We start from the raw sequence: 25,343 nt of genomic DNA on the forward strand, positions 1-25,343 counted from the left end.
GCCGCCGTCGTGCCTGTGTGGTCTCCGCTTGACTCGCTTCTCCCGCAGGACTTTGACTGAATTCACATTGCACAAAGAAAATGCGAATGCATTTTCGGGGATCTCATGCCATCCGCCTCAATCAACGTGGCGTTATCAATAATGACTTTAAAAACAAACTACAATGCAAAATTTTATGAAGCATATCCTAATTTTTCATCTAGGTTCTATAATATATGATTTTTTATCAAGATGAAAGGAAAAACCAGTATAGTTGAATGAAATCTTTTATGTGGTAAAAAACGAAAAAGAGAGGTTACCCTCTCTTTTTCGTTCAGTGCTATTTAAATTCTTAGCGGGTGCCATCGTTTTGAACAAGCTTGACCATCATATTGGCAATTGCATGCTGCTCTTCAGGGCTTGCAACAGACCAAAGATCAGCAAGGATTTTCTCCTGTTCATTCTTTGGCTCCACTTGTTTGGCTAAATAATCGCCGATTTGGTAAGCAAGGTCATTAACAGTATCCTTATTCATCCCCTGCGCCTCTCCCTGATGAAGACGATCTCCAAGGAAGTCTTTCCACTGCTGCCAATTATCTAGTACAGACATAATTATTGCCTCCTTTAAATGTTGTACAATTATATTGTGCTTAGGAGCCAAATAAAATATGCATGAACAAATAGCCGTCATTCAAAAATTATGTGACACTCCTATGAACAAAACTGCCTGATAGCTAAACAAGCTGGCCGAAGCGGCATCGCTTCCTAGTACCGTTTTTAGGTATACCATCCCCCATTAACAGCGAGAACCTGTCCAGTGATGTAGGAGGCTTTTTCTGTTAACAGGAAGGAGATTGAGTTGGCTACATCTTCTGGAAGGGCCAGCCTGCCCATGGGAATTTCACTTTTCACTGCCTCAAGTTCTTCTTCGTTAAAGTCATTAAGCATGGCAGTCTGGACGGCACCCGGGGCAACGGCATTGACTCTGACGCCATTCAGGGCAACTTCCTTGCTTAATGCTTTTACAAAGGCAATTTGAGCCCCCTTTGCCGTTGAATAGGCTACTTCACATGCTGCACCTGTTTGGCCCCAAATGGATGATACAACAACAATATTTCCGCTGTTTTTCGCAAGCAGTTTCGGCAGCAGCTCTTTCGTAAGCAGGAGAGGTGATGTCACATGCAAATTCATCAGCTTATCTGTTTCCGCTTCCGTGAGCTCAGTCAGCAGCCCATATTGCGCAGACCCGCTGTTATGTACTATGGCATCAATTGAGAAGATATTTTGAACGACTTTTTTATAACCAGCTTTTGTCGATAAATCTGCCTGTATCGGCATATATTCACCGCCATAGGGCTGCAAACGATCCAGCAGCAAATTGACCGCCTGCTGGTTTTTATTGTAATGCAGATAAAGCGAATAGCCTTCCTCAGCAAGCTTCAGGCTGATCGCTTGGCCAATTCCCCCGCTTGCCCCCGTAATTAATGCAAATTTACTCATTTTACACACTCCATCATGTCTCTGTAAAAAGCAGAAAGCGCCTGTTGTCGGCGCTCTGCTGCAAAAATATTGTCTATTTCTTCGGTACCACCTGGCAAACTGTAAAACGGTCTTCGCTAATTAAATCACCGGCAGCATTTTCCACATCATCAAGAGTAATGCTTTCAAGTGTTGGCACGACATCAAATAAATCCATTTCATTAAAAGCATATCGTGTAAATTGATTCGCAATATATTCAGGCGAGTTCACAGCACGCAGGAAAGCCCCAATTTTCTTCTTTTTCGTTCTGTCCAGCGTTTCCTGAGAGATTGCCCCTTTTTCCCTGGCGTCCAACAGCATTTTTTTCAGCACTTCTGCCAATTTGTCAGGATCATTTGTATCCCCGCCAACCATGGCAAAACCGAATCCTTGTTCCTGGGTATAATCAAAAGAGAAGGTATCATCAATTAAGCCATCATTATAAAGAGAACTGTATTGATCAGAGCTTTTGCCAAATAAGATATCCAGCAAAACATTTACGCTGAGCTCGATCTTCAGCATTTCCTTCCCTGTTTGATTTACGTTTTTGCTCTTCACCCCAACCAGGCATTTGGATGTCTGGACATTCATTTCCAGAACTTTTTTCTTCTCAGCAGCTTCCAACGGCTCTTCTTCAAACTGGCGCTTGATTTCCGGCTGTTCCTTGTAATCCTTCTTATTCTGGTTAGCCCTTACCAAATTCATGACTTGTTCCGGCTCAACAGGGCCGACAATGAACAGCAGCATGTTGCTCGGATGATAAAAAGTCTCATAGCACTCATACAGCATATCTTTGGTGATATGTGAAATGGATTCAATAGTTCCAGCAATATCAATTTTCACTGGATGGTTTTTATACATATTTTCAATTAAGCCAAAGTATAAGCGCCAATCCGGGTTGTCATCATACATCGTTATTTCCTGCCCGATAATGCCTTTTTCTTTCTCCACAGTCTTTTCTGTAAAATAAGGTTCCTGGACAAAATCCATCAGTGTCTCCAGATTTTTTTCCACATTGGACGTGCTGGAGAATAAGTAGGCTGTTCTCGTAAAAGATGTAAAGGCATTAGCGGATGCACCCTGCTTGCTGAACTGCTGGAACACATCCCCATCTTTTTTTTCAAAAAGCTTATGCTCTAAAAAGTGGGCGATGCCATCAGGGACCTTAACGTATTCATCTTTGCCCGGCGGCAAGAAATGGTTGTCGATTGAACCATATTTTGTTGTAAAAGTAGCGTATGTTTTATTGAAGCCTTTTTTCGGTAGAATGTATACATCCAGGCCATTGCCAAGCTTTTCATAGTACATTTCTTCCTGAAGCTGTTCAAAAGTGATTTTTTCCATTACTTGCCCGCCTCCTTTCCAGTTAAGAAATACACTGTATCTAAATGGACTTTCTTTGCAACTTCCGCAATTTCTTCACTCTTAACCTTATCCATTTCATCCATCCAAGTTTGAAGTGTAATGTCTTTTCCGGATACGACATTATGGTATAGCACCTCAACAATTCCACGAGCCGTATCTACCGTTTCAAGAAGCTGATTTTTAATAACAGCTTTAGTCTGCTCAATTTCCTGATCAGTAAAGTCGCCGTTTTTCATTGCTTCCAATTGTTCTTTAATAATATTAACAGCCTGGTCATAATTGCTGTTATCGATTCCGGACATAACCATCATCAAGCCTTTATGGCTTTCAAGACGGCTTGCTACATAATAGGCAAGACTTGCTTTTTCACGAACATTCAAGAATAGCTTGGAATGTGAAAAGCCGCCGAAAATCCCATTAAAAACCTGCAGGGCGTAGTAATCAGGATCACCGTACACCACATTTGTACGGTAGCCGATATTTAATTTCCCTTGTTTTACATCCTGTTCTTCCCTGACTTCGTTTACACGCTCCTTGCCATTATCTGTACCTGATGGCGAAGACTGCGGTGTTCTTTCTTCAAAGGATAAAAGTTCCTCTGCAAATGATTCTGCATTTGCTTCGTTAACGTCGCCTATTACATACAAATCGAGCTCATCCTGCGAAAGTGCATTTTGATAATATTGATAAAGGCTTTCTGGAGTGATTTGATCAACATCTTCTTTTTCCCCATGGACATGCAATGAATATGGTTCACCCTTGCACATTTCCTGTACGAGGCGAAAATTAGAGTAACGCATTTTATCATCATATACGGATTGAATTCGCTGTTTTAGCGTCCTTTTCTCCTTTTCGACTGTTTCCTTGTCAAAGGCGTTCCCCTGTACATTCGGCTTGGTTAAAATCTCCGATAAGAACTGGAAAGCCTTTTTCAATAAAGGAGTATTATCAGAAAGAAATTTTTCATTGGCAATTTCAACTGAAATCGTAATGACATGGTATTCCCCTTTTTTCGCCAAATCCACAAAAAGGGTTGCACCATACAATTCATCAAGATAGGAGCGCAGCTTTCCGGTAGTAGGGTATGCGGCGCTGTTGCTTTGCAGGACATGCGGCAAAAGCGACCTAAGTGTTACCGTCTCCTTATTGAGGGGAGCTTTCATCTTCCAAACCAAAGTATTGGTTTTATATTTTTCCGTTTTTACAACATGAAGCTTATAGCCGTTCATTGATTTAACCGATTCAGAAATTACATCCATTTGGTTTCCTCCTGTCGAGATATTGAAGAGTCCATAGCTGTTAACCCTTTTGTGAATCAAGTACGTTCCCTATCACTATGTAAACACTTTGATGCTAATTTCTATAATCTCCTTTGTTTTAAATCATATTCTTACTATAACTTGCCCTATTTCTCTATTTCAAGTTATTGGCTAAGCTGGAAGGTGTTATAAGCAGAAAAATAAAAAACCCCTTTGTGAAGGGATTTTAATTTTCGGAGGCGACGGCACCTATGAATAGATGATTTTTTAAAATTTTCCCACTCTCAAAACGCACCTGGTTTTTTCCGCTGTTTTTCGCCAGATACAAAAGCTGGTCGGCTATTTCAAGGCTTTCATTTTTTTGGCGGCTTGAATCGCAGACTGTCACTCCAAAACTCATTGTAATTTGGATATTTTCTGAAGTAAACTGCTTTTTATTTATCATTTCATATATTTGGCTGAAAAAGGCTTCAAGCTTTCTTTCATCTAAGTCAGGCATCAAAAAGGCAAATTCTTCACCGCCATATCTAAAAGCTTGTCCACCGTATTTTTTCGCTGCTTTTGCAAAAATTCCGCCAAGCTCTTTTAATACCTCGTCCCCTGCCAAATGACCATATTCATCATTAATAGGTTTAAATTGATCGATATCTCCCATAACGATATAGAAAGGCTTTTCTTTCTGGGAGAGCTTCTTCATTTGCTCCTGAAAGCAGCGGTGATTATATAGATCTGTCAAGTAATCCCTGACCAGGAGTTCGTGATAAATTTCCTTCTGCCTGAAATGCTTTCTTTCCCTCAATATAATTATTGATCCGAACAGGCCAATAATCCAAATAAACATTATATTCAACAGAAAAACCAGAATGGAATAATCAGTTGCAGTCGAACCGCCAAGCATCACTGCGGTATATCCTGCAGTTAAAAATAACGGGGAAAAGATTGCTCCCTTTGTTTTCCAATAGATAGTAGCATGCATCACGATCAAGAAAGATATTGGCATTAAAGGGCTAAAAGCCCCGCCGGATAAAATAATTAGCCAAAAGAAAGCAATATAATCAAAGGCAATGCCTGCTTTCGTCATGATCGAAAAGGCTTTTTGGCTTGAATTCATTTTATGCAGGGCAATTTGTGCAGCCGTCATATATACGAGCCCAAATGACAGGAGAGCCGGGAAGGACTTTTTATTCCATTGCAAAGTATCGGATAATGCCGGCAGATAAAATAAAAAGACCGCAGCAATTAAAAACACCCAGCGCAAATAAGAAAAGATTTTTTCTGTTTCATAATCATCCAAATACAGAGAAAAACGCATAGTCAGACCTCTAATCTCTTTTTCTAATTAACAAAATATTATCACACTTAAAGCGGTAGAACACACAAAAAAATCAGACAAGATTCGCCATAAAAAGCGGAAGCGCCTTAGAGTAATGAACTTCAATTAATTACAGCCAGGCCCTGTGGCGAACGTTGAAGTCAGCACATCCTGTTCAAGTCCGACAAGCATAAGCCTCCCAAAGCGCGCTTTAGTCGGACGATGTTTCACTGCCGAAGCGTTCCTTGTCCTGATTTCTGGAGTGATTCGGCTTATGACCTCAAGCTGCTCGAAGCATCATTCTGCGAATCATGCTCCTCACAAGATATTCAGGAAGTAAACTCAGGATGAAAACCGGCTAAGCGCTTCAGCTAGACAATTATCCAGTCTAAGAATGCAATTTTTCTTTCTAACTATTAAAAAGCCCCATTTCAAAAGAAATGAGGCCCTGCTATTTAGCGTTTTCCTTTTATATACGGTGTACCAGAAGCCTTTGGAGCATCAGCACGTCCTATGAAGCCTGTTAAAGCTAAAATTGTTAATACATATGGTGCAATGAGAAGATACACATTTGGAATGTTCTCGAGGAATGGCAGGCTTGAGCCAATGATACTTAAGCTTTGCGCAAATCCGAAGAACAATGCGGCTCCCATAACTCCAAGCGGATGCCATTTACCGAAAATCAATGCCGCCAAAGCCATAAAGCCCTGTCCGCTGATTGTAGCATGGCCAAAGTCTGAAGAAATGGACTGTGCGTAAACACCGCCTCCAATTCCGGCAAGTGCACCGGAAAGGAGAACACCGATGTAGCGCATTCTTGTAACATTAATCCCCATCGTATCTGCAGCCATTGGATGCTCACCTACAGCACGCAATCTTAGTCCGAATGGCGTTTTAAACATGACAAACCAAGCAAGGAAAGCCACAGCAATCGCTGCAAACGATGTATAGTAAGTGTTTGAGAATAGCAGCTTGCCAATAACCGGAATGTCACTTAAAAACGGAATATCGACTTTGCTGAAACCTTTTTGGATAATATCTGTCTGGCCTTTTCCATAAATGAACTTAACAAGGAATAGCGCTGCTCCAATCGCAAGCAGGTTTATCGCTACCCCGGAAACTACCTGATCTGCCCTAAATGTAATGGAAGCAACCGCGTGCATAATGGACAAAAGGGCACCGACAACCATGGCTGCAAGAAGGGCAACCCAAGGTGTCCAGTTTCCAAGTACATCAACGAAAGTAAGGTTAAAAACAATCGCCGTGAAAGCTCCAATAACCATCAAGCCTTCCAAACCGATATTTACGACTCCAGAGCTTTCGGAAAAGTTTCCGCCTAGTCCAGTGAAAATAAGCGGGGCAGCCCAAAGCAAAGTTGATGGAATGACAATTAATAAAATCTCCATTAAGCCCACTTACTTCACCCCCTTTTTGCTGATACGGTCAATAAAGATGCGAATCATGTAGCTTGCTGCTACGAAGAAAACGATTAGTGCAATGATAATATCTACTAATTCGTTTGGTACTCCGGCTTCAAGCGGCATATTTAATGCTCCTACCTTTAAGCTTCCAAATAGCAATGCTGCAAAAATAATACCGATCGGTCCATTTCCGCCAAGAAGAGCAACTGCGATACCGTCAAATCCAACACCGGTAAATCCGCCTTTAATGGCTGCATAACCGAATGTCCCCAGTCCTTCCATAGCTCCCGCCAGACCAGCAAAAGCGCCTGAAATTACCATTGAAAGAATAATGTTTTTGCTTACATTCATACCTGCATATTCAGAAGCATGCTGGTTAAATCCCACAGCTCTCAGTTCGTAACCCTTTGAAGTCTTTTCCAATAAGAACCACATGAAAAATACGCATGCCAAAGCAATTAAAATTCCCCAGTGGAGACGAGAGTAGTCTGTTATTCCTTCAAGAAAAACAGAACGCAATGTAGATGATTCTGCAATCATTTCTGTACGGTCACTCTTTTCTGAAAGGACAGTACGGATAATGTAGTTTGTCACATGCAAAGCAACATAGTTCATCATGATCGTAACAATTACTTCATGCACCTTGAACTTTGCTTTCAGCAAGCCAGGTATAAATGCCCATAAAGCTCCAGCTGCTGCAGCTGCCAGTACAGCCAGTGGCAGATGGATCATCTTTGGAAGATCAAATGCCACCCCTACCCAAACAGAGGCAAGCCAGCCTACGATTAGCTGTCCTTCCACTCCGATGTTAAATAAGCCTGTCCGGAAAGCAAATGCAACTGCCAACCCGGCTAAAATATATGGAGTAACCTGCCTTACAACTTCACCAGTATAATAGATTTCTCCAAAAGCACCGTTCCAAAGGGCAGTAAATGCTGCTCCGGCATTATACCCAGTTGCGATCATGATGATTGTACCGACGAGCACGCCGAGCAGAACGGCAACTAGAGGAACGATAATATTTTTCATGCGATTAGACATGGTTTTCGCCACCCGCTTCCTTCCGTTTAGAACCGGCCATCAATAAACCTAATTCTTGTTCAGTTGTTTGTTTCGGGTCTACTACTGCTACAATTTCACCCTCATAAATAACGGCAATTCGGTCGCTGACATTCATAATTTCATCCAGCTCAAACGATAAAAGCAGAACAGCCTTCCCTTGGTCACGCTGTTCGATCAGGCGCTTATGGATATATTCAATCGCACCAACGTCCAAGCCCCGAGTTGGCTGTGCCGCAATAAGCAAGTCCGGATTGCGGTCAATTTCCCTCCCGATAATTGCCTTTTGCTGGTTACCGCCCGACAACGCCCTTGCAAGCGTAAATTCGCTAGGTGTTCTCACATCAAATTCTTTAATAAGGGTCTTTGCCTTACTGTATATCTCCTTAAAATTCAGGACGCCTCTTTTTGAGAAAGGAGATTTGTAATAGGTATGAAGTACCATATTCTCTCCAATCGGAAAATCGAGAACAAGCCCATGCTTATGGCGGTCCTGAGGGATATGGCCAACCCCGGCCTCCGTAACCTTTCTTGGAGGAATATTGATAATTTCTTTCCCGTTCAATTTGATTGAACCGCTTTCAGACTTTCTCAAACCTGTTATGGCTTCAATTAACTCAGTCTGTCCATTCCCATCAACTCCGGCAATCCCGACAATTTCCCCTGCTTTTACCTGCAGGTCAAGATTTTTGATGACGCCTAGGCTACGGGAATCTTTCACTTTCAAATTTTTAATTTCCAGTACATTCTGCCCAGGACTTGATTCTGTTTTATCCGTTTTAAAAGTGACTTCCCTTCCTACCATCAAGCTGGCAAGTTCATTGGGATTAGTCTCGCTGACATCTACTGTCCCGATTCCAACACCTTTGCGGATGACGGTTACCCGGTCACAAACTTCCATAATTTCCTTCAACTTGTGTGTAATAAGGATTATGGACTTCCCTTCTTTAATAAGGGTCTTCATGATCTGGATAAGTTCTTTAATTTCCTGCGGTGTTAAAACAGCAGTAGGTTCATCAAAAATGAGAATCTCTGCACCGCGGTATAAGGTCTTTAATATCTCTACCCTCTGCTGCATCCCAACTGATATATCCGAAATTTTCGCTTGAGGATCTACAGCAAGGCCATACCGTTCAGAAATCTCTCTAACTTCATTTTCGGCCTTTTTAATATCGATTTTTCCGCCTTTGGTCGTTTCTTTTCCGAGAATGATATTTTCAGTGACAGTAAACCGGTCTACTAGCATAAAGTGCTGATGAACCATCCCGATTCCCAAGTCATTGGCCACATTCGGATCTGTAATGCGAACCGGTTTGCCTTTTACCTTTATCTCACCCTTTTCTGGCTGGTATAAACCAAAAAGGACATTCATAAGTGTTGATTTGCCCGCACCATTTTCTCCAAGCAATGCGTGGATTTCACCTGGTTTCAGCTGAAGCGTGATATTATCATTTGCTACAATCCCAGGGAACTCTTTGCGAATGTTGAGCATTTCAATAACATATTCCATTTGTTTCACTCCTTGCTCAAAATAAAAGGAAAATCATTAGTAGTAAGAGGTCAGACCTTGGAAATTCTTAGAAAAACCTGGCTGTACGCCAAGCTTCTCTTTTTTTTAAAAGCTATGTTAATGTTAATGTTAATGTTGATTGGAGCGGAAGGCTCGAAATCCTCGAAAATACATTCGCATTTCCTTCGTGCGGTGTAAATTCAAGGATGTACCCTGTGGTTCGATTAGTGCCTGCAGCGGAAATCAACACCCTAGTTTAACAGAGCCTGAAAAATAATAATTAATAATGGGAAATAATGACTTATACATTAAAACTCTAAGTGAAACGCAGAATTCCTCCTGCGTTTCAATTAAACTTTTAATCTTTAAAAAAAGGAATAAGAGGCCGCAGTGCACCCTGCTTATTCCTTTACTAATTAATTATTCTGCTGAGAATGCAGCTAACTCGTCTTTTGTAGATGGAACAGTGATGTCACCGTTCTTGATCTTTTCCTGCCATTCTTGAACAGCAGCTTCGATGTCTGCTTTGTTAGCAACTTCCTCATTGATTGGAGCAAGGCCTACACCATCTTCAGCTAATCCGTAAGTAGTAGTTTCCCCGCCCGGGAAGTTGCCTTCCTGAGCTTTTGCAGAAAGATCTTTTACTGCGTTGTCAACGCGCTTAAGAGCAGAAGTGATGATAACATTGTGCTCTTTGCCATCGATTTCAACTACACCTTCTGCAGTCTGGTCAGAGTCAACACCGATTGCCCAGATTTCTCTTGCAGGGTCTTTCTTCTTAAGGTCACGAGCTTCTTTAAATAGACCGTTACCAGTTCCGCCAGCAGCGTGGAAAATCACGTCAACACCAGAAGAGTACATTTTAGAAGCAATCGTTTGTCCAAGTTCAGCTTTATCGAATGCACCAGCATATTGAACTTCAACTTTGATATCAGGGTTTACCGCTTGTACACCAGCAAGGAATCCAGATTCAAAACGTTCGATAACCGGAATTTCCATACCGCCGATGAAACCAATTTTATTTTCTTTAGTAGCATTTGCAGCAGCAACACCTGCAAGGAATGCAGCTTCTTGCTCTTTGAACATGATGCTTGCTACGTTTGGCTGGTCAACAACAGCATCAACGATTCCGAAATGAGAGTCCTTTTGCTGCTGGGCAATTTCATTGATTGCACCTTCCATCAGGAAACCGATACCGAAAACAAGATCAAAATCTTGGCGTGCTAAAGTGTTAAGGTTAGTAGAGTAGTCAGCGTCTGACTGTGATTGAAGGTAGTCAAAGCCGCCTTTGCCTTTTTCAAGGCCGTTTTCTTCACCAAATGCCTTTAAACCTTCCCAAGCAGATTGGTTAAATGATTTATCATCTACACCGCCGACATCAGTTACCATCGCAACGGAGAATGCTTTTTCTTTTTCGTCTCCGCCAGCAGCTCCTCCGCTGCTTTCTTCACTTTTGCCGCAAGCACCCAATAGTGTCCCAGCTGCAAGTACTAAAGATAGCGCCAATCCAAATTTACGCTTTTTCAAGGTTGGTACCCCCTAAGAATTTGTTTTTGCATTAGCGGAATGAATGATTGCGTTTTCATGCTCCCTAAAAAATTTTATATCCGTTTTCTGAGAACATGGAAACTGAACTTATCAGCTCTGAAATAGTTGACAGAATAAAGAATCGGCATATCCGCTTCATCGAAGTGCATCTGCTTTAAAACAAGCAGTGCAGTCTCAGGGTCACATTCCAGGATAGGGGAAATCTTCTCGTGATAGCCGATTGGCTCGATTTGGGCTACTGCGTATGTGATTTTCCGGTTTGCTTCCTCTTCAAGCATGTTGAAAATGGATTCTTGTTCATGCGAGAAAGTATCTGGAAGGATATTCTCCGGAACCTTATCCACGCAATATACTACCGGTTCACCATTGGCTGTTCTTACCCTCTCAATCACGGCTATTTCCTGATCCATTGAACATGAAAAGCGGCGGATATCGTCTTCTGTCGGACCCATTGTCACTGAGCTTAAGAAAATGGTTCCTGGCTTCATGCCTGCCTGCAAAATCATATTCGTTACACTATTAAGCTGTTCGATACCTGATGTAAATAGCGGCTTTGCATTTACAAAGGTCCCTACCCCATGGCGGCGGATAATCACGTTTTCTTCTTCAAGAATACGCAATGCCTCCCGGAGTGTAGCTCTGCTAACACCAAGTTGTTTGGCAAGATCAAATTCGGATGGAAGCTTCTCTTTTTCTTTATAAACTCCATCTTCAATGTCTTTCTTTAATCTATCGATGACTTGCAAATATAAATGCCGGTTATCTGACTTAATAGACATGCAGGGTTCCTCCAACCTAAGTTCTCAAGACATCAGACCTCTGATGTTCAATCATTCCTACTAATCGAAAATACTATAACACTTTTTACCCAATAAAGAAATAGAATTTCGTGAATTTGTCGAAAAAAGGTGAAAAGAAAAAAAATGTTATAATTCCCTTATGTATCAATCCCTTATTTCTGGTATAATACCTATTTGAAAACGGTTACATTAGATTTTTTTAGAAAAACAATGTTACAACTTATTGCCGGGGAGACAGGGATTTTCCATGGGATGGAAGTACCATACCTCTTTTTATTTTTGAAAACGGTTTAAATAGTATGGCATAATTTTATGCCACATTTCATTTTCACTCTTACCCCACGCCCAGAAACAAAATTACAAATAGAAAAATGGCCGTCCAAAGACTGGCCATTTTTAATTATGTTATCCTATTCAACCTTATGAACTTGCTTCTTCAGAAGGCTTGCCTTGCAGAACTGCTCTAGGCTTGCTTCCTTCATAAGGGCCGACAATACCTCTTGCTTCCATTTCATCAATCAGCCTTGCCGCCCTGGTATAACCAATCCTAAATCTCCGCTGAAGCATGGAGACGGAAGCGGTTTGCATTTCCAGAATGAGTTCAACCGCTTCGTTATACAGGTCATCATCTACTTCTCCGGTTGCTTCAGGAATATCCTCAGGAATCATTTCTTCCTGGTATTGGGCTTTTTGCTGGCCAATGACAAATTCGACTATTTCTTCAACCTCTTCATCTGATAAAAAGGCACCCTGGACGCGTACTGGCTTGGAGGCACCAACTGGCAGGAAGAGCATATCCCCTCTGCCCAATAGCTTTTCGGCTCCGCCCATATCCAAAATAGTTCTTGAATCGGTCATTGAAGATACAGCGAACGCAATCCTTGAAGGGATATTCGCTTTAATTACACCAGTGATAACGTCTACGGACGGCCGCTGAGTCGCTATAATTAAATGGATGCCTGCTGCACGCGCCATTTGCGCCAGGCGAGTGATTGCGTCCTCGACATCTGACGAAGCGACCATCATTAAGTCTGCAAGCTCGTCCACTATAACTACAATATACGGAAGAAGCGGCTGCTGAGCTTCCTCCTCGGCATTATGCCTTTTCACATATTCATTGTAGCCTTCAATATTTCTTGTACCGGTATGGGAGAAGAGCTCATACCGCCTTTCCATTTCACTGACAACCTTCTGCAAAGCCTGTGCTGCTTTCTTTGGGTTTGTCACAACTGGCGCAAGCAAATGGGGCACCCCGTTATAGACATTCAATTCAACCATTTTTGGATCAATCATCATTAATTTTACTTCATGCGGTTTTGCCCTCATCAGGATGCTTGTGATGATTCCATTTATACACACACTTTTACCGCTTCCTGTTGCACCGGCAACAAGTAAATGGGGCATTTTATTCAATTCAGCAAGTACAGCTTCACCTGTAATATCACGGCCCAGGCCAATAAGCAGCTTGGAGTCTGGCTTGTCATTTTGTTTGGATTCAATAACTTCCCTTAAGGAAACCATGGCTACTTCCGAGTTTGGCACCTCAATTCCAATTGCCGATTTTCCTGGAATAGGAGCTTCTATCCGGATATCCTTGGCTGCAAGTGCAAGTGCCAAATCATCGTTAAGACTGACGATCTTGCTTACTTTTACGCCCACATCGGGATGGACTTCATACTTCGTTACAGCTGGCCCTAAATGGACCTGGGTCACTCTCGCCTTTACACCAAAGCTTTGAAAAGTTCTCTCAAGCTTTGCTGCATTGGCATGTATAAGTTCATATTCACCGCTTTGATCCGTTTGCCTTGGCAATTTAAGAAGCCTGATTGGGGGCAGCTCGTAATCCTTATTCTCCACTTCAGTAAACGTAATCGGCGGTGCATTTTCCTCCTCTTGTTCAAGGTCTTCTGTATTTTCAGCCGGCTGCGGGTCAGCTGCCCCTTGAGGTTCCTCCTGATAAGCCCTTTCGGCAAAGCTTGAAATAATCGGCTCAGGAAGCGGTTCAGAAGCTGTTTCGGAGGAATTGTTAATCGTAATAACCGTCTCTGTTTCTTCTTCTTCCTGAGCTTGTGCCTGTTCCTCTTCTCTTCTGGCGCGCCTTTCTTCCCGCTTTTCACTGCGGTTTTGCGCCCATTCTTTCATATCATTAACAAAAGCAGCCCATTGTTTTTTGCAGAAATTTACGATCGCAGCCATCATCTTCCCTGCAGCATCCCCAAATGTTTTTCCTGTTAGCAGGACAAATCCAATAATAATTAATAAAAAGGCAACGATTTTAGATCCAGCTTCATCAAATAGATAATAAAAAAGTGCAAAAAGGATTGCCCCAATCATTCCACCGCCAAGATCAGTCGTGCTTGTTTCGCCACCCACTTCCATTCTGAACAGTTCCCATGTATTAGCTATTACGCTTGGATCATCAAACTTCCCGCCATTTGAAAGAAGCTGGAATAGCGTAACATGGCTTAATAACAGCAGGGAGCTAATGATTAAATAAGTACCGATTAGTTTAGTATGAAATAAAAAGGGAAGAGTCCTCTTCCACATAAGATACCCTGCAAAAATTACTAGCCCTATAAGACTGAGCATATACCATTCTCCCATAAAAAAACGGAAAAATAGAACGGTCGATTTGCCGACTGCCCCCAGCTTAGCCATTGAAATAACTGCAAGCGCCAATAAGACCAGCGCAATCAGTTCAAATTTCATCGTTTGTTTTAATGTTTCTTTTTTTCTAGATTTTCTTCTCTTTTTTTTGGCCATTTTATCACCTTATCATTTTTCTTATTAACAGCAACATCCAAATTCAATTATGTAATACATTCCTGCTTTGCCATCTATGAAAGAAGAAGCAGCCATTTTTTGGCTGCTTCTAAAGTTACTTTTATTATAGCACAATGCTACCTGAGAAGGTGATGTTAAAAATTTTAAAAGGTCTTATCAGAATAGCTGGGAAAGATTGATCATCGATCCCGGCGTGTATCTTTCATCCATATAGTGGGATGGGTCACTGCTCATTACCCTCAGGATTCGGCATTCCTGCCCTGCATTCACTTCTACAAGAAGCGGGATTCCTTCGTAAGACACGATCTTTTGTTTGCCAAAATCATCATTTTCAGTTTGATAAATAAGTTCCTGCGGCATCATTGTATACAAGATCATTGGACAATCACTTCTTCTTTTTGCTTATTCATATCAATTAATTCATTCAGCTTTGAGAGTGCTGGCCCTACACCGCCAACTTCATCAATCAAGCCGTATTCAACTGCATCCCTTCCAACAACATTCGTTCCAATATCGCGTGTAAGGTTCCCTTTGTCAAACATGAGGTCTTTAAATTTCTGTTCAGAAACATTTGAATGCTTGGTTACAAAGTTAATGACCCTGTCCTGCATTTTATCCATATATTCAAAGGTTTGCGGAACCCCAATCACAAGGCCAGTCAGCCTGATTGGGTGGATGGTCATCGTTGCTGTTTCAGCTATAAACGAATAATCACATGACACAGCAATAGGCACACCAATAGAATGGCCTCCCCCAAGAACAATGGAGACTGTTGGCTTGGATAATGAAGCAAGCATTTCCGAAATGGCCAGCCCTGCTTCCACATCTCCTCCAACAGTATTCAAAATAACAAGCAGACCTTCAATTTTTGGGTTTTGCTCTATCGCCACAATTTGAGGAATTAAATGCTCATATTTTGTGGTTTTATTTTGCGGAGGGAGCTGCAGATGCCCCTCGATTTGCCCAACAATCGTTAAGCAATGGATCTTGGAATCCTGTGACAGCTGCGGGACATTCGTTTGGCCAAGCTGCTGAATTTTCTCCATCAGGCCTGACGGCTTATCCTCTTTAGGCTGTTCTTGCCCTTCTCGGCTTTCAGTACGGTTATTTTTTATATCGTTTTCCATCCTTATTTCTCCCTTCAAGCAATATATTGTTAGTATGAACACTGGATAGTTTTTCATGCGTGATATTGTTTGAGGAAGATTCAAAAGGAGAAAGAGCAAGTTAATCTAAAAGGCTGTTTTCGCAAACAGTGTTGCTTTTTAAAAGTAATGAGAAGTGGTTAATTTCCGCTCCAGGATGCTCCCTTTCCGCGGGGCGGACGGTGAGCTTCCTCGGCGCGCCGCACCTGTGGGGATCTCAACTGCCCCGCTCCTCCCGCAGGACATTGAATAAGCTTCCCTAAATAAAACACCGCACGAAGAAAATGCGAATGCATTTTGGAGGATCTCGCACTTTTCGCTCCAATCAACCAACCTCGTTTATCTCAATGAACTTATTCAAAAACAATAATCTATTAGAAAAGAGCCATCTAAAAAAACAGCCTGGCATTCCCAGGCTGCTTATGAGGCGTTTAGCCTTCCATAAGGATTGGAAGGATCATCGGCCTCCGTTTGGTTTTTTCATAAAGATATTGATTCAGGCTGTCCCGCATATCCTGTTTTATGCCCGACCAGTCAAATGATTCTCTGGCCAAATTCTGCTCAACCGCTTCTTTGACTATTTTAGCTGCTTCTTCAAGCAGCTTTTCCGATTCCCTTACATAAACAAATCCTCTTGTAATGATTTCAGGGCCTGCGGAGATTTTCTTTTCCCTTTTATTCAAGGTGACCACAACCAATAAAATTCCATCCTGTGAAAGGAGCTTCCGGTCTCTTAATACGATATTTCCAACATCGCCTACTCCAATTCCATCAATCAGGACATTTCCGGAAGGGATTTTTCCGCCGGATACGATTTTGCCGTTTTTGATTTCAGCTACATCGCCTTTATCCGGGATGAAAATTTGCTCATTTGATAATCCGCACTCCTTAGCAATGCCAGCGTGGGCTTTCAGCATACGGTATTCACCATGCACCGGGATAAAGAATTTCGGATTCATCAGATTGATCATAAATTTAAGTTCTTCCTGGCTTCCATGGCTAGAGGTATTAAAAGTACCCTTGCCTGAAATTACTTCAGCACCAGCCCTGAATAACATGTCAACCGTTTTGAAAATAAATACTTCCGTTCCTCTTAATGGAGATGCGGCAAGCAGGACAGTATCCCCTTTTTTAATATTGACCTGCCTATGGGACTGCTTGGCCATTTTTTGAAGAGCTTCAATTGGTTCTCCCTGGGATCCAGTCGTGAGTACAGTGATTTCATTGTCCGGATATTTTCCAATTTCCGAAACGGGGATGATTAAGCCTTCCCCAACTTGCAGATACCCCAGCTGCAGTGCTATATCATAGATTTTTTGAAGGCTTTTTCCGACAACTGCCACCTTTCTGCCGGTTTCCATGGCAGCATCAAAAATATGCTGGATGCGAATCAGGTCGGAAGCAAAGGAAGCAGCAATTACCCTTCCTTTGGCAGCATAAAAGGCAGCTGTCATTTCTCTAGCTACTTTAGCTTCTGAATTTGTATATCCTGGCTTTTCTGCTTCAGTACTGTCGGATAAAAGGCAAAGTACACCCTCTTCGCCTAGACGCGCCATTTTTCCTATTTCAGGCTTATACAGCGAAGGTGCGGCCTGGTCAAACTTAAAATCGCCTGTATATACAATAGCTCCATCTGAAGTATGGATGGCAACTCCCACACTGTCCGGTATGCTGTGGCTAGTCCTAAAAAAGGTTACTTCCGCCGAATCGAACTGAAGCTTTGAATCCGAATCAATTTCAATAAACTGGGCCTTGCCTTTGTATTCCTGTTCCTTCAGTTTTGCTTTCGCAAGTGCAAGCGTCAGCTTTGGCCCATAAACAGGTACATTGACCTTAGCCAAAATATAAGAAAGGCCACCGATATGATCCTCGTGCCCATGTGTTAAAAAGATTCCCTGTATCCTTTCTTTATTTTGGGCTAAATATGTAATATCCGGTATAACAATGTCAATTCCGAGCATTTCATTTTCAGGGAACATTAATCCGGCGTCGACAATATAAATGTCATCGTCTACCTCTGCCATATACATATTTTTCCCTAGTTCTCCGACTCCTCCGAGTGCTGTTAACTTGATGCTTTCATTCTGTCTCTTTTTCAATGTAAGTTTCCTCCCATGCATGTTCAGCCGATCAAGATCAGTTATCCATATTATACTTGATGTCCTAAAACCATGACAACCAAATTTATACATAGGGTAAGCGCTGCCATAAATCCCTAGTGGATAGGAATATGGTGGCCATAGAGAGTTTATGAGAACGAAATCATCAAGTGCAAGTGGAAAGCGGAAGATATAAAACTTATTTTATAAAAAGAAAAGCCAATCAGATAAAATCTGAATTAGCTTTTCTTTCCTTTCATTATTTAAATAAAGCAGCTACTGCATTCCGCTCCTGCTCAGTTAATGGGACCATAGGAAGGCGGACGGATCCGACATCAAGGCCCTTTATTTGAAGCGCTGTTTTTACTGGCACAGGGCTTGGTGCAACGAAAAGCCCTTCCATGATAGGAAGAATCTGCTGGTGTATTTTTGCAGCCTTTTCATTTTCACCGTTAAGAAATGCATGGACCATTTCCTGCATTTCATTACCAATCACATGTGAAGCAACTGATACAATACCTGTTCCTCCTATAGCCATGCATGGAAGGGTAAGGCCATCATCACCGCTATAAAGCAAGAAATCGTCATCTGTATTGGCAATGATTTTTGCCATTGCATTCAGATCCCCGCTTGCTTCCTTCACCGCAACAATATTTGGTATTTTGGAGAGGCGGATAACCGTCTCAGGCAGAATATTTACGGAGGAGCGACCAGGAATATTATATACCATTAATGGAAGTTTCGTTTTTTCTGCGATTGCCTTGAAGTGCTGATACAGCCCTTCCTGATTTGGCTTATTGTAATATGGCGCAACGATCATAATTGCATCTACACCAATTTGCTCTGCTTTTTTCGTTAATTCAATTGACTCATAGGTATTATTGCTGCCAGTACCGGCAATAACAGGTACACGTTTGTCAGCCACTTTAACTGCGTGCTGGAACAGTGCCAGCTTTTCCTCTTTTGACAGGGTTGGCGACTCCCCGGTTGTTCCTGCGACAACGATTGACTCTGTACCGTTTTCGATTAGATGGTTGATAAGCTGCGTCGTTTTAGGGAAATCAATATGTCCCTTATGATCGAACGGCGTTACCATTGCAGTGGATACTCGACCAAATAAAACCATTTTTACACTCCTTGCGGCTGTTCAAAAAGTCTTGGAAAAGCGGCCAAATCTCATTGCTTCTCCGACCTTTCCCTTCACTTTTTTGAACTTTTATATTTTTTCAACAAATTAAATAAAGTTAGATATCTGTTCTCTCATATTCTGTCAGATCTTCTTCAAGATGAAAAGCATCATGCAAAGCGTTAACAGCTTTTGTAAGATCTGCTTGCTTTACCAGAACCCAGATGGTTGTATGGCTGTCTGCGGATTGCAAAATGCGGATGCCCTGCTCGGATAGTGCTGTCACAATTCGTGAGGCCACACCAGGAACCCCCTGCATGCCTGCTCCGACTACAGATACTTTGGCACACTCTCTTTCCACTAGCGGATCATGGCCAAGGCTCTTTAGGATACCAATGGCTTTATCGGTCATTTCTTCCGTTACCGTATAATTTACGCCATTTGGATAGATGTTGATAAAGTCTACACTGATCCCCTGATTTGCCATTGCCTTAAATACCTCTGATTGAAGATCATATTGGTCTTTCTTAGCAAGAACCTTAATCTGGGTTATATTGGAAAGGTGTGCGATTCCGGTAACAGACCGTTCCTTAATATCTGTACCGCGCCTGTCTTTATTAAGAGTTGTGACAAGAGTTCCGAGACTGTCCGAATAAGTTGACCGGATCCGAATTGGAATCTTTGCCTGCATAGCAATTTCTACTGCACGAGGGTGGATGACCTTTGCACCCTGGTATGCCATGTTGCAGACCTCAGTGTACGTTACTACTGACAGGGGCCGTGCATTTTCTGCAATGCGCGGATCAGCTGTCATAATGCCTTCCACATCAGTAAAGATATCAATCCACTCTGCATTTAATGCAGCACCTAGCGCAGCTGCGGAGGTATCGCTGCCTCCTCTGCCGATTGTGGTAACTTCACCGTTCTTCGAAGACCCTTGGAAGCCTGCCACGACGACGACATCATGCTCCTCTAATTCTTTTAGGAGCCTGTCGCATTTCATATCAATAATTTTTGCGTTTGTATGATCATTATTGGTCCTGAATCCTGCCTGCGCACCCGTTAAGGCTGCCGCATTAATGCTGTTTTCTCTGAGCATGTTGGAAAAGACAACACTTGAAATCACTTCACCGCAAGATAAAAGAAGGTCTGTTTCCCGCTTGCTAATCTTGCTGTTGCTTCCTTCTACAAGGGAAAGCAAGGTATCTGTTGCATATGGATCACCTTTTCGGCCCATTGCTGAAACTACAACTACAACTTTATATCCATCAGCCAGCGCTTTTTGAATATGCTTAAGCGCATGTTCACGGCTATTTTCATCACGTACTGATGTGCCTCCATATTTTTGAACGATAATATTCATTAAAACACCTCTAACTTCTCTTTACATGAAGAGAAACTCGTTAACTACTTGACTAAACCAAGTTTAATTAAGCTCTCGGCAATTTGCACGGAGTTCCATGCTGCCCCTTTTAGAAGATTATCAGAAACAACCCATATATGGAAGCCTTTATCCTCATCTAAGTCTTTGCGGATACGGCCGACGAATACATCATTTTTCCCAACACAATCAGCAGGCATCGGGTAGATCTGGTTTTCCGGATCATCCTGCAGGACAACGCCTGGAGCATTTTCAAGAAGGCTCTTTACTTCATTTGACGTAACACCATTTGAATCCACTTCGAAATAAAGTGATTCCGAATGGCCAGTTGCCACCGGAAGGCGCACGCAGGTAGCTGCCACTTGCAGTTCCGGCATATGCATAATCTTTTTCGTTTCATTAATCATTTTCATCTCTTCAAAAGTGTATCCATTATCCTGAAACTTATCAATTTGCGGAATGGCATTGAATGCAATTTGATAGTGCTTTTTATCGCCTTTGACCGGAAGGATTGCCGGCTCATACTCTTCATTATTAATAATTGCCTTTGTCTGCTCGTTAAGCTCTTCTACAGCTGCTGCTCCTGAACCTGATACAGCCTGGTAAGTAGATACTATCACTTTTTTCAAGCCGTACTTTTCCTTAACTGGCTGAAGGGCAACTACCATTTGGATTGTAGAACAGTTTGGATTCGCAATAATGCCATTATGCTTGTTAAGATCGTCTTCGTTAACCTCAGGAACAACAAGGGGCACATTCGGATCCATACGGAAAGCACTTGTATTATCTACCACGATTGCGCCGTGTTCAACCGCATGGGGAGCGAGTTCCTGTGAAACGCTTCCTCCAGCACTGAATAAGGCAATATCCACCCCTTTAAAGCTCTCAGGCTTTGCTTCCTGAACGGTATACTCCTTGCCTTTAAAAGTTACCTTTGAACCTGCAGAACGGGCAGATGATAAAAGAGTTAATTGAGAGATAGGAAAATCTCTGTTTTCAAGTGTTTGAATCATTTGCTGGCCAACTGCGCCAGTCGCACCTACTACCGCTACATGAAATCCTTTTTTCTGTTCCAATTTCATTTTCCCCTTCCAGTACTAATATATTTTTCTAGCAAAATTAGTTTTTAATGAACGAGCAATATGCCTAAAATTTAATAGAACGGCGGCCAAAGTAAATTGGCAGCCGCCTTCCTGCCTTTAATGTTTAGAAAGGCATGTATCCATTTATATTAACAGCATATTAGCCATACCTCCAAGATGTTATTAAGCTCTTTTAAACATAGCTTGGAGGTTGGTTATCTTAATAACCTTTATTCTAACATATTCGTTCACTAAAGGACTAAATTTTTTTGCTAGAAAAAATAGGGGCTATTGGTCGTCTTTATACCTTTCCACCACAACAGGCTGAAGCTGCTTGCCCTCCATTGCATGCAGAATTGTATCTGATAATGCAGTCATTCTTGCTACCATTGAATTTGGCTTTTTCACAGGGTCATCCTGGCCGTAAGGGATAAAATAAATATTTTTGGTAGCCATCAGTCTCATTAAGTTTACGCCATTCAGGCCAAGCGCATCATTTGTGGAAATTCCCAGAACAACTGGTTTTCCATTTCTAAGTGTGGCTTTTGCAGCCATTAACACCGGTGAATCGGTCATGGCATTTGCAAATTTGCTCATGGAGCTTCCAGTCAATGGTGCAATTACCATGCAATCAAGCGGAATCTTAGGGCCAAGCGGCTCCGCCTTTACGATCGAATCTATCACCTTATTGCCTGTTAAATCTTCAATTCTTTGTACCCAATCTTCCCCTTTTCCGAACCTTGTTTCCGTATTTTTCACTGTAAAGGTAACAACAGGAAGCACCTCTGCACCTGCGTTAACCAGCTTTTCTATTTCCGGAAATACTGCATCATACGTACAGTGGGATCCCGTTAATCCAAATCCGATTCTTTTCCCTTTTAAACTCATATTGTATTCCCCTTTCTCTTTTGCAAATCTTCCTTAATCAATTGAGAAAGAACATTCGCCAATATTTGCCCTGCCGTCTTTGGTGCGACAATGCCAGGCAATCCTGGTGCAAGCAGAGCTTTAACTCCGCGCTTTTCCGCATAGCGGAAATCAGTGCCCCCTGGCTTGGAAGCAAGGTCAATAATGAGGGTATGTGTCGGCATTTTGGAAATAACAGAAGCTGTTACAACTAAATGGGGTGCTGTATTGATGCAAATATCTGTATCCTTTACCGCATCCTCGATATCTTTTAAGTAAAATGGAGTAAGCCCCATTTCTGTAATCCGGGCAATATGCTCACTCTTCCTTGCCCCGACTTTCACTTTTGCTCCCAAGGCATGGAATGTTCTGGCTACACTCATTCCTACTCTTCCAAGTCCAATTACCGCAATATTGGAACCATGGATGGTAAAATCCGTATGCTGGATAGCCATCATAATGGTTCCTTCAACAGTTGGAATGGAATTGTAGATGGCCACATCATCTCTCTCGAATAATTGTACGAGTCGGCGATCTGCCTGCTTTGTAATTCCTGTTAAATAAGAATTTGTTATTCCTGAATAAACTGTACAATGTTGCGGGGTTTGCGAAAGAATTTCTTCCTCAAAAACCACCTTTTCATTGGAGAAAATCGTCTCAATCTGGCCCTCCAGACCCGTGCCAGGCACTGGCAGAATAATGCCGTCTATATTGGAAAAATCCACTTCATCTATTTTTTCTTTTACCGCACCAGAGAACGCATGATCCAGCTGCTCGAAACCAATCAATGAGAGCTTTGCATCAAGCTCGGTTAGTTTCCGGATGATTTCCAGCTGCCTTGCATCACCGCCGATAACTGCAATTTGGGTTCCTGTCAGCATGCAACACTCACCTTCTTTTTTCTTTCTTTTTTGAAGAAAGCATTTATTTTTGAAGCCATTTATCGCCTGGCTTCGGGTAAAAATGTCCTCGCACCGGCAACGCCACTGTACAATAGCTGCGGCACGAGACAGCAATTGCATAAGCAGGTTTACCTTTGATTGAAATGTGGCGTACTTCATGGCCGGGAATTTCATGTAAATTCCATATAGGAATTGTAATATTGAACTACTTCAACATCTTATGTACGCACGGCGCATTAGGTGAGTTTTCCACCTAAAAGAAAAAAGGTTTATAAACGAAAAGAAGCTTTTTGGGGAGAGGAAATTCAGAAAAAGAAAAAGGAGAAAGCAAAATGGGAAAATATGTGGCGGTTTGCGGGAAATACCTTGTATGATATAGGTTTTATCCGGCAGTTTATTGAGTTTATCTAACCCGATTTAAGTTTTGCCCAGCAAGTCTAAATATTATCAAATATATTGCATAATTTACCGCTAAACTGCAGTGAGCAGAAATAAAAAAGGACCTTTCCCGGCCCTTCTTCATCATCATTATTCAATTTCTTCTTCGTTTTCCGGGATATCGATAATAATCATGTCATTGCCGATTTTTCTGATATGCTGCCACAAAACCCTGATTTCATCTCCCTGACGCTTAAAACCAAACCATTTCAGTGAGGGAATGAGCAAAGCCTGAATCTGCCCGCTTTTTTCATTAATCTCTAGATCTGTCTGCCCAAGGACTCCCAGTCGTTCTGCCCTTTTTACATCAACAATTTCTTTTCCGCTTAACTCACTTAATCTCATGATCAGCCCTCCTTATCTTCCTCTATATATCTTTATCGCTCATCCGAAGTTTTTAGAAGTCTTGGACAAAAGAAAACAGCCTGTCATTGGCTCAGGCTGTTTTAAGTATATTTATACTGATCTTAAAGGTTTTTAGGAAGTTCGCCATCCGGGCTGATCAAAGCCACAGAGTATTTATCCGTAAAAATGGTGTTCGCCATATTGTTCACACCCTGCATGGATACGGCATCAATTTCCTCCACAATTTCATCCATAGAGCGGTGGCGTCCAAGCAGAAGCTCATTTTTGCCGTTTCGGCTCATTCTGCTATTTGTGCTTTCAAGGCTCAGCATTAAGCTGCCTTTAAGCTGCTCTTTGCTGTTGTTCAGCTCTTTATCAGTAATGCCATCTTGTTTAAGGGTAGCAAGGGTTTCCTGGATTGTATCAAACAGGACGTCCAGCTGTTTTGCGCCCGTTCCGCCATAAAGCGTCACAATGCCGCTATCCTGGAATGCAGAATGATAGGAAAAGACAGAATAAGCCAATCCTCTTTGCTCCCTGACATCCTGGAACAGACGGCTGCTCATGCTTCCGCCCAGAATATTATTTAAGACAATAAGGTTGTAAATATCTTTATGCCCCACCTGCAAGCCTTCAAATCCAAGGCATAGGTGTGCTTGTTCAGTATCCTTTTTGCGGGCAATGTGGTTTGAATGGAATTCAGGTTTCTGTTCTCTTCTTTCTCTATTGCCGCCTTCGTAGGAACCAAAATATTTTTCTACTTCTTTAATAAAGGATTCGGTAATATTTCCGGCAATGGAGATAACGACATTTTCTGGTGTGTACGTTTCATGCATGTATTGTTTCAATGTATCACCGTTAAAAGCAGCAAGAGTTCCTTCAGTTCCAAGTATCGGATAACCGAGAGAATGATTTTCATAAATCGCTTTGCTTAAAAGATCGTGAACGATATCATCCGGTGTGTCCTCATACATTTTGATCTCTTCGTAAACGACATTTTTTTCTTTATTCAGTTCTTCATCAACAAAAGTGGAATTAAAGAACATATCCGAGAGTACTTCAAGGGCAAAATCCGAATGTGTATCCAGAACCTTCGCATAATAGCATGTATACTCTTTTGAAGTGAAGGCGTTAACCTGGCCCCCAATACTATCAAAACTCTCAGCAATCTCTCGGGCAGACCTTGTTTTCGTTCCTTTGAAAAACATATGCTCGAGGAAATGGGAAATCCCGTTATTTTCAGTATTTTCGTTCCGTGAGCCTGTTCCGATCCAAACTCCTATCGCAACGGAACGGACGGTTGGAATATTTTCTAGTACGACTCTTACTCCGTTTTGGCAAGTATATTTCTTAATCAAATAAA

At 42.0% G+C, this 25,343-nt stretch carries 21 protein-coding genes; all 21 read right to left on the minus strand.

The window, feature by feature from the left end:
• Positions 1-331: 331 nt before the first annotated feature.
• On the minus strand, positions 332-589 hold the full coding sequence (locus DFO73_RS15415) for a DUF3243 domain-containing protein (RefSeq protein WP_110065625.1): 258 nt from the start codon (positions 587-589) through the stop codon (positions 332-334).
• Positions 590-756: 167 nt separating this feature from the next.
• Entirely contained in the window at positions 757-1,479 is a 723-nt protein-coding gene (gene ymfI, locus DFO73_RS15420; RefSeq protein ID WP_110065626.1) for an elongation factor P 5-aminopentanone reductase, read from the minus strand.
• Positions 1,480-1,552: 73 nt separating this feature from the next.
• Complete coding sequence (gene yfmH, locus DFO73_RS15425; RefSeq protein WP_110065627.1) at positions 1,553-2,842, minus strand: EF-P 5-aminopentanol modification-associated protein YfmH; 1,290 nt, start codon at positions 2,840-2,842, stop codon at positions 1,553-1,555.
• Positions 2,842-4,122: an EF-P 5-aminopentanol modification-associated protein YfmF gene (gene yfmF, locus DFO73_RS15430; protein WP_110065628.1), complete on the minus strand. Its 1,281-nt coding sequence runs from the start codon at positions 4,120-4,122 to the stop codon at positions 2,842-2,844. Before yfmF ends, yfmH begins: the two co-directional genes overlap by 1 nt.
• A gap of 226 nt (positions 4,123-4,348) precedes the next feature.
• The gene (locus DFO73_RS15435; protein ID WP_110065629.1) at positions 4,349-5,434 is read right to left on the minus strand and encodes a GGDEF domain-containing protein; all 1,086 of its coding nucleotides are present in this window, start codon (positions 5,432-5,434) and stop codon (positions 4,349-4,351) included.
• A gap of 455 nt (positions 5,435-5,889) precedes the next feature.
• On the minus strand, positions 5,890-6,840 hold the full coding sequence (locus tag DFO73_RS15440; protein WP_375137328.1) for an ABC transporter permease: 951 nt from the start codon (positions 6,838-6,840) through the stop codon (positions 5,890-5,892).
• A 9-nt stretch (positions 6,841-6,849) separates the two neighbouring features.
• Positions 6,850-7,896 carry an ABC transporter permease gene (locus DFO73_RS15445; RefSeq protein ID WP_110065631.1) on the minus strand — a complete coding sequence of 349 codons (1,047 nt, stop codon included), beginning with the start codon at positions 7,894-7,896 and terminating at the stop codon, positions 6,850-6,852.
• Positions 7,889-9,424 (minus strand): ABC transporter ATP-binding protein, encoded by a 1,536-nt coding sequence (locus DFO73_RS15450; RefSeq protein ID WP_110065632.1) that lies wholly within the window; start codon positions 9,422-9,424, stop codon positions 7,889-7,891. The genes DFO73_RS15445 and DFO73_RS15450 overlap by 8 nt, the downstream gene beginning before the upstream one ends.
• A gap of 420 nt (positions 9,425-9,844) precedes the next feature.
• Positions 9,845-10,951, minus strand: coding sequence for a BMP family lipoprotein (locus tag DFO73_RS15455; protein WP_110065633.1), 1,107 nt, complete (start codon positions 10,949-10,951; stop codon positions 9,845-9,847).
• A gap of 74 nt (positions 10,952-11,025) precedes the next feature.
• Positions 11,026-11,751, minus strand: a complete 726-nt coding sequence (locus tag DFO73_RS15460) for a GntR family transcriptional regulator (RefSeq protein ID WP_110065634.1) — start codon at positions 11,749-11,751, stop codon at positions 11,026-11,028.
• A gap of 441 nt (positions 11,752-12,192) precedes the next feature.
• A complete protein-coding gene (locus tag DFO73_RS15465; protein ID WP_110065635.1) occupies positions 12,193-14,535 on the minus strand; it encodes a DNA translocase FtsK in 2,343 nt (780 codons plus the stop codon).
• A 177-nt stretch (positions 14,536-14,712) separates the two neighbouring features.
• Complete coding sequence (locus DFO73_RS15470) at positions 14,713-14,934, minus strand: YlzJ-like family protein (RefSeq protein ID WP_110065636.1); 222 nt, start codon at positions 14,932-14,934, stop codon at positions 14,713-14,715.
• Positions 14,931-15,683: a ClpP family protease gene (locus tag DFO73_RS15475; protein ID WP_110065637.1), complete on the minus strand. Its 753-nt coding sequence runs from the start codon at positions 15,681-15,683 to the stop codon at positions 14,931-14,933. Before DFO73_RS15475 ends, DFO73_RS15470 begins: the two co-directional genes overlap by 4 nt.
• A gap of 449 nt (positions 15,684-16,132) precedes the next feature.
• Positions 16,133-17,800, minus strand: coding sequence for a ribonuclease J (locus tag DFO73_RS15480; protein ID WP_110065638.1), 1,668 nt, complete (start codon positions 17,798-17,800; stop codon positions 16,133-16,135).
• Positions 17,801-18,059: 259 nt separating this feature from the next.
• Complete coding sequence (dapA, locus tag DFO73_RS15485) at positions 18,060-18,926, minus strand: 4-hydroxy-tetrahydrodipicolinate synthase (RefSeq protein ID WP_110065639.1); 867 nt, start codon at positions 18,924-18,926, stop codon at positions 18,060-18,062.
• A 118-nt stretch (positions 18,927-19,044) separates the two neighbouring features.
• The gene (gene dapG / locus DFO73_RS15490) at positions 19,045-20,289 is read right to left on the minus strand and encodes an aspartate kinase (RefSeq protein ID WP_110065640.1); all 1,245 of its coding nucleotides are present in this window, start codon (positions 20,287-20,289) and stop codon (positions 19,045-19,047) included.
• A 44-nt stretch (positions 20,290-20,333) separates the two neighbouring features.
• Entirely contained in the window at positions 20,334-21,383 is a 1,050-nt protein-coding gene (gene asd / locus DFO73_RS15495) for an aspartate-semialdehyde dehydrogenase (protein WP_142669530.1), read from the minus strand.
• A 294-nt stretch (positions 21,384-21,677) separates the two neighbouring features.
• Positions 21,678-22,277, minus strand: coding sequence for a dipicolinate synthase subunit B (gene dpaB / locus DFO73_RS15500; RefSeq protein ID WP_110065642.1), 600 nt, complete (start codon positions 22,275-22,277; stop codon positions 21,678-21,680).
• A complete protein-coding gene (dpaA, locus tag DFO73_RS15505) occupies positions 22,274-23,176 on the minus strand; it encodes a dipicolinic acid synthetase subunit A (RefSeq protein ID WP_110065806.1) in 903 nt (300 codons plus the stop codon). The genes dpaB and dpaA overlap by 4 nt, the downstream gene beginning before the upstream one ends.
• Before the next feature lie 549 nt (positions 23,177-23,725).
• Positions 23,726-23,980, minus strand: coding sequence for a YlmC/YmxH family sporulation protein (locus DFO73_RS15510; protein ID WP_110065643.1), 255 nt, complete (start codon positions 23,978-23,980; stop codon positions 23,726-23,728).
• 122 nt (positions 23,981-24,102) lie between these two features.
• Positions 24,103-25,338, minus strand: coding sequence for a M16 family metallopeptidase (locus DFO73_RS15515; RefSeq protein WP_110065644.1), 1,236 nt, complete (start codon positions 25,336-25,338; stop codon positions 24,103-24,105).
• Positions 25,339-25,343 lie beyond the last annotated feature (5 nt).

The sequence above is a fragment of the Cytobacillus oceanisediminis genome (assembly GCF_003182355.1).
Lineage (GTDB): Bacteria > Bacillota > Bacilli > Bacillales > Cytobacillaceae > Cytobacillus > Cytobacillus oceanisediminis_A.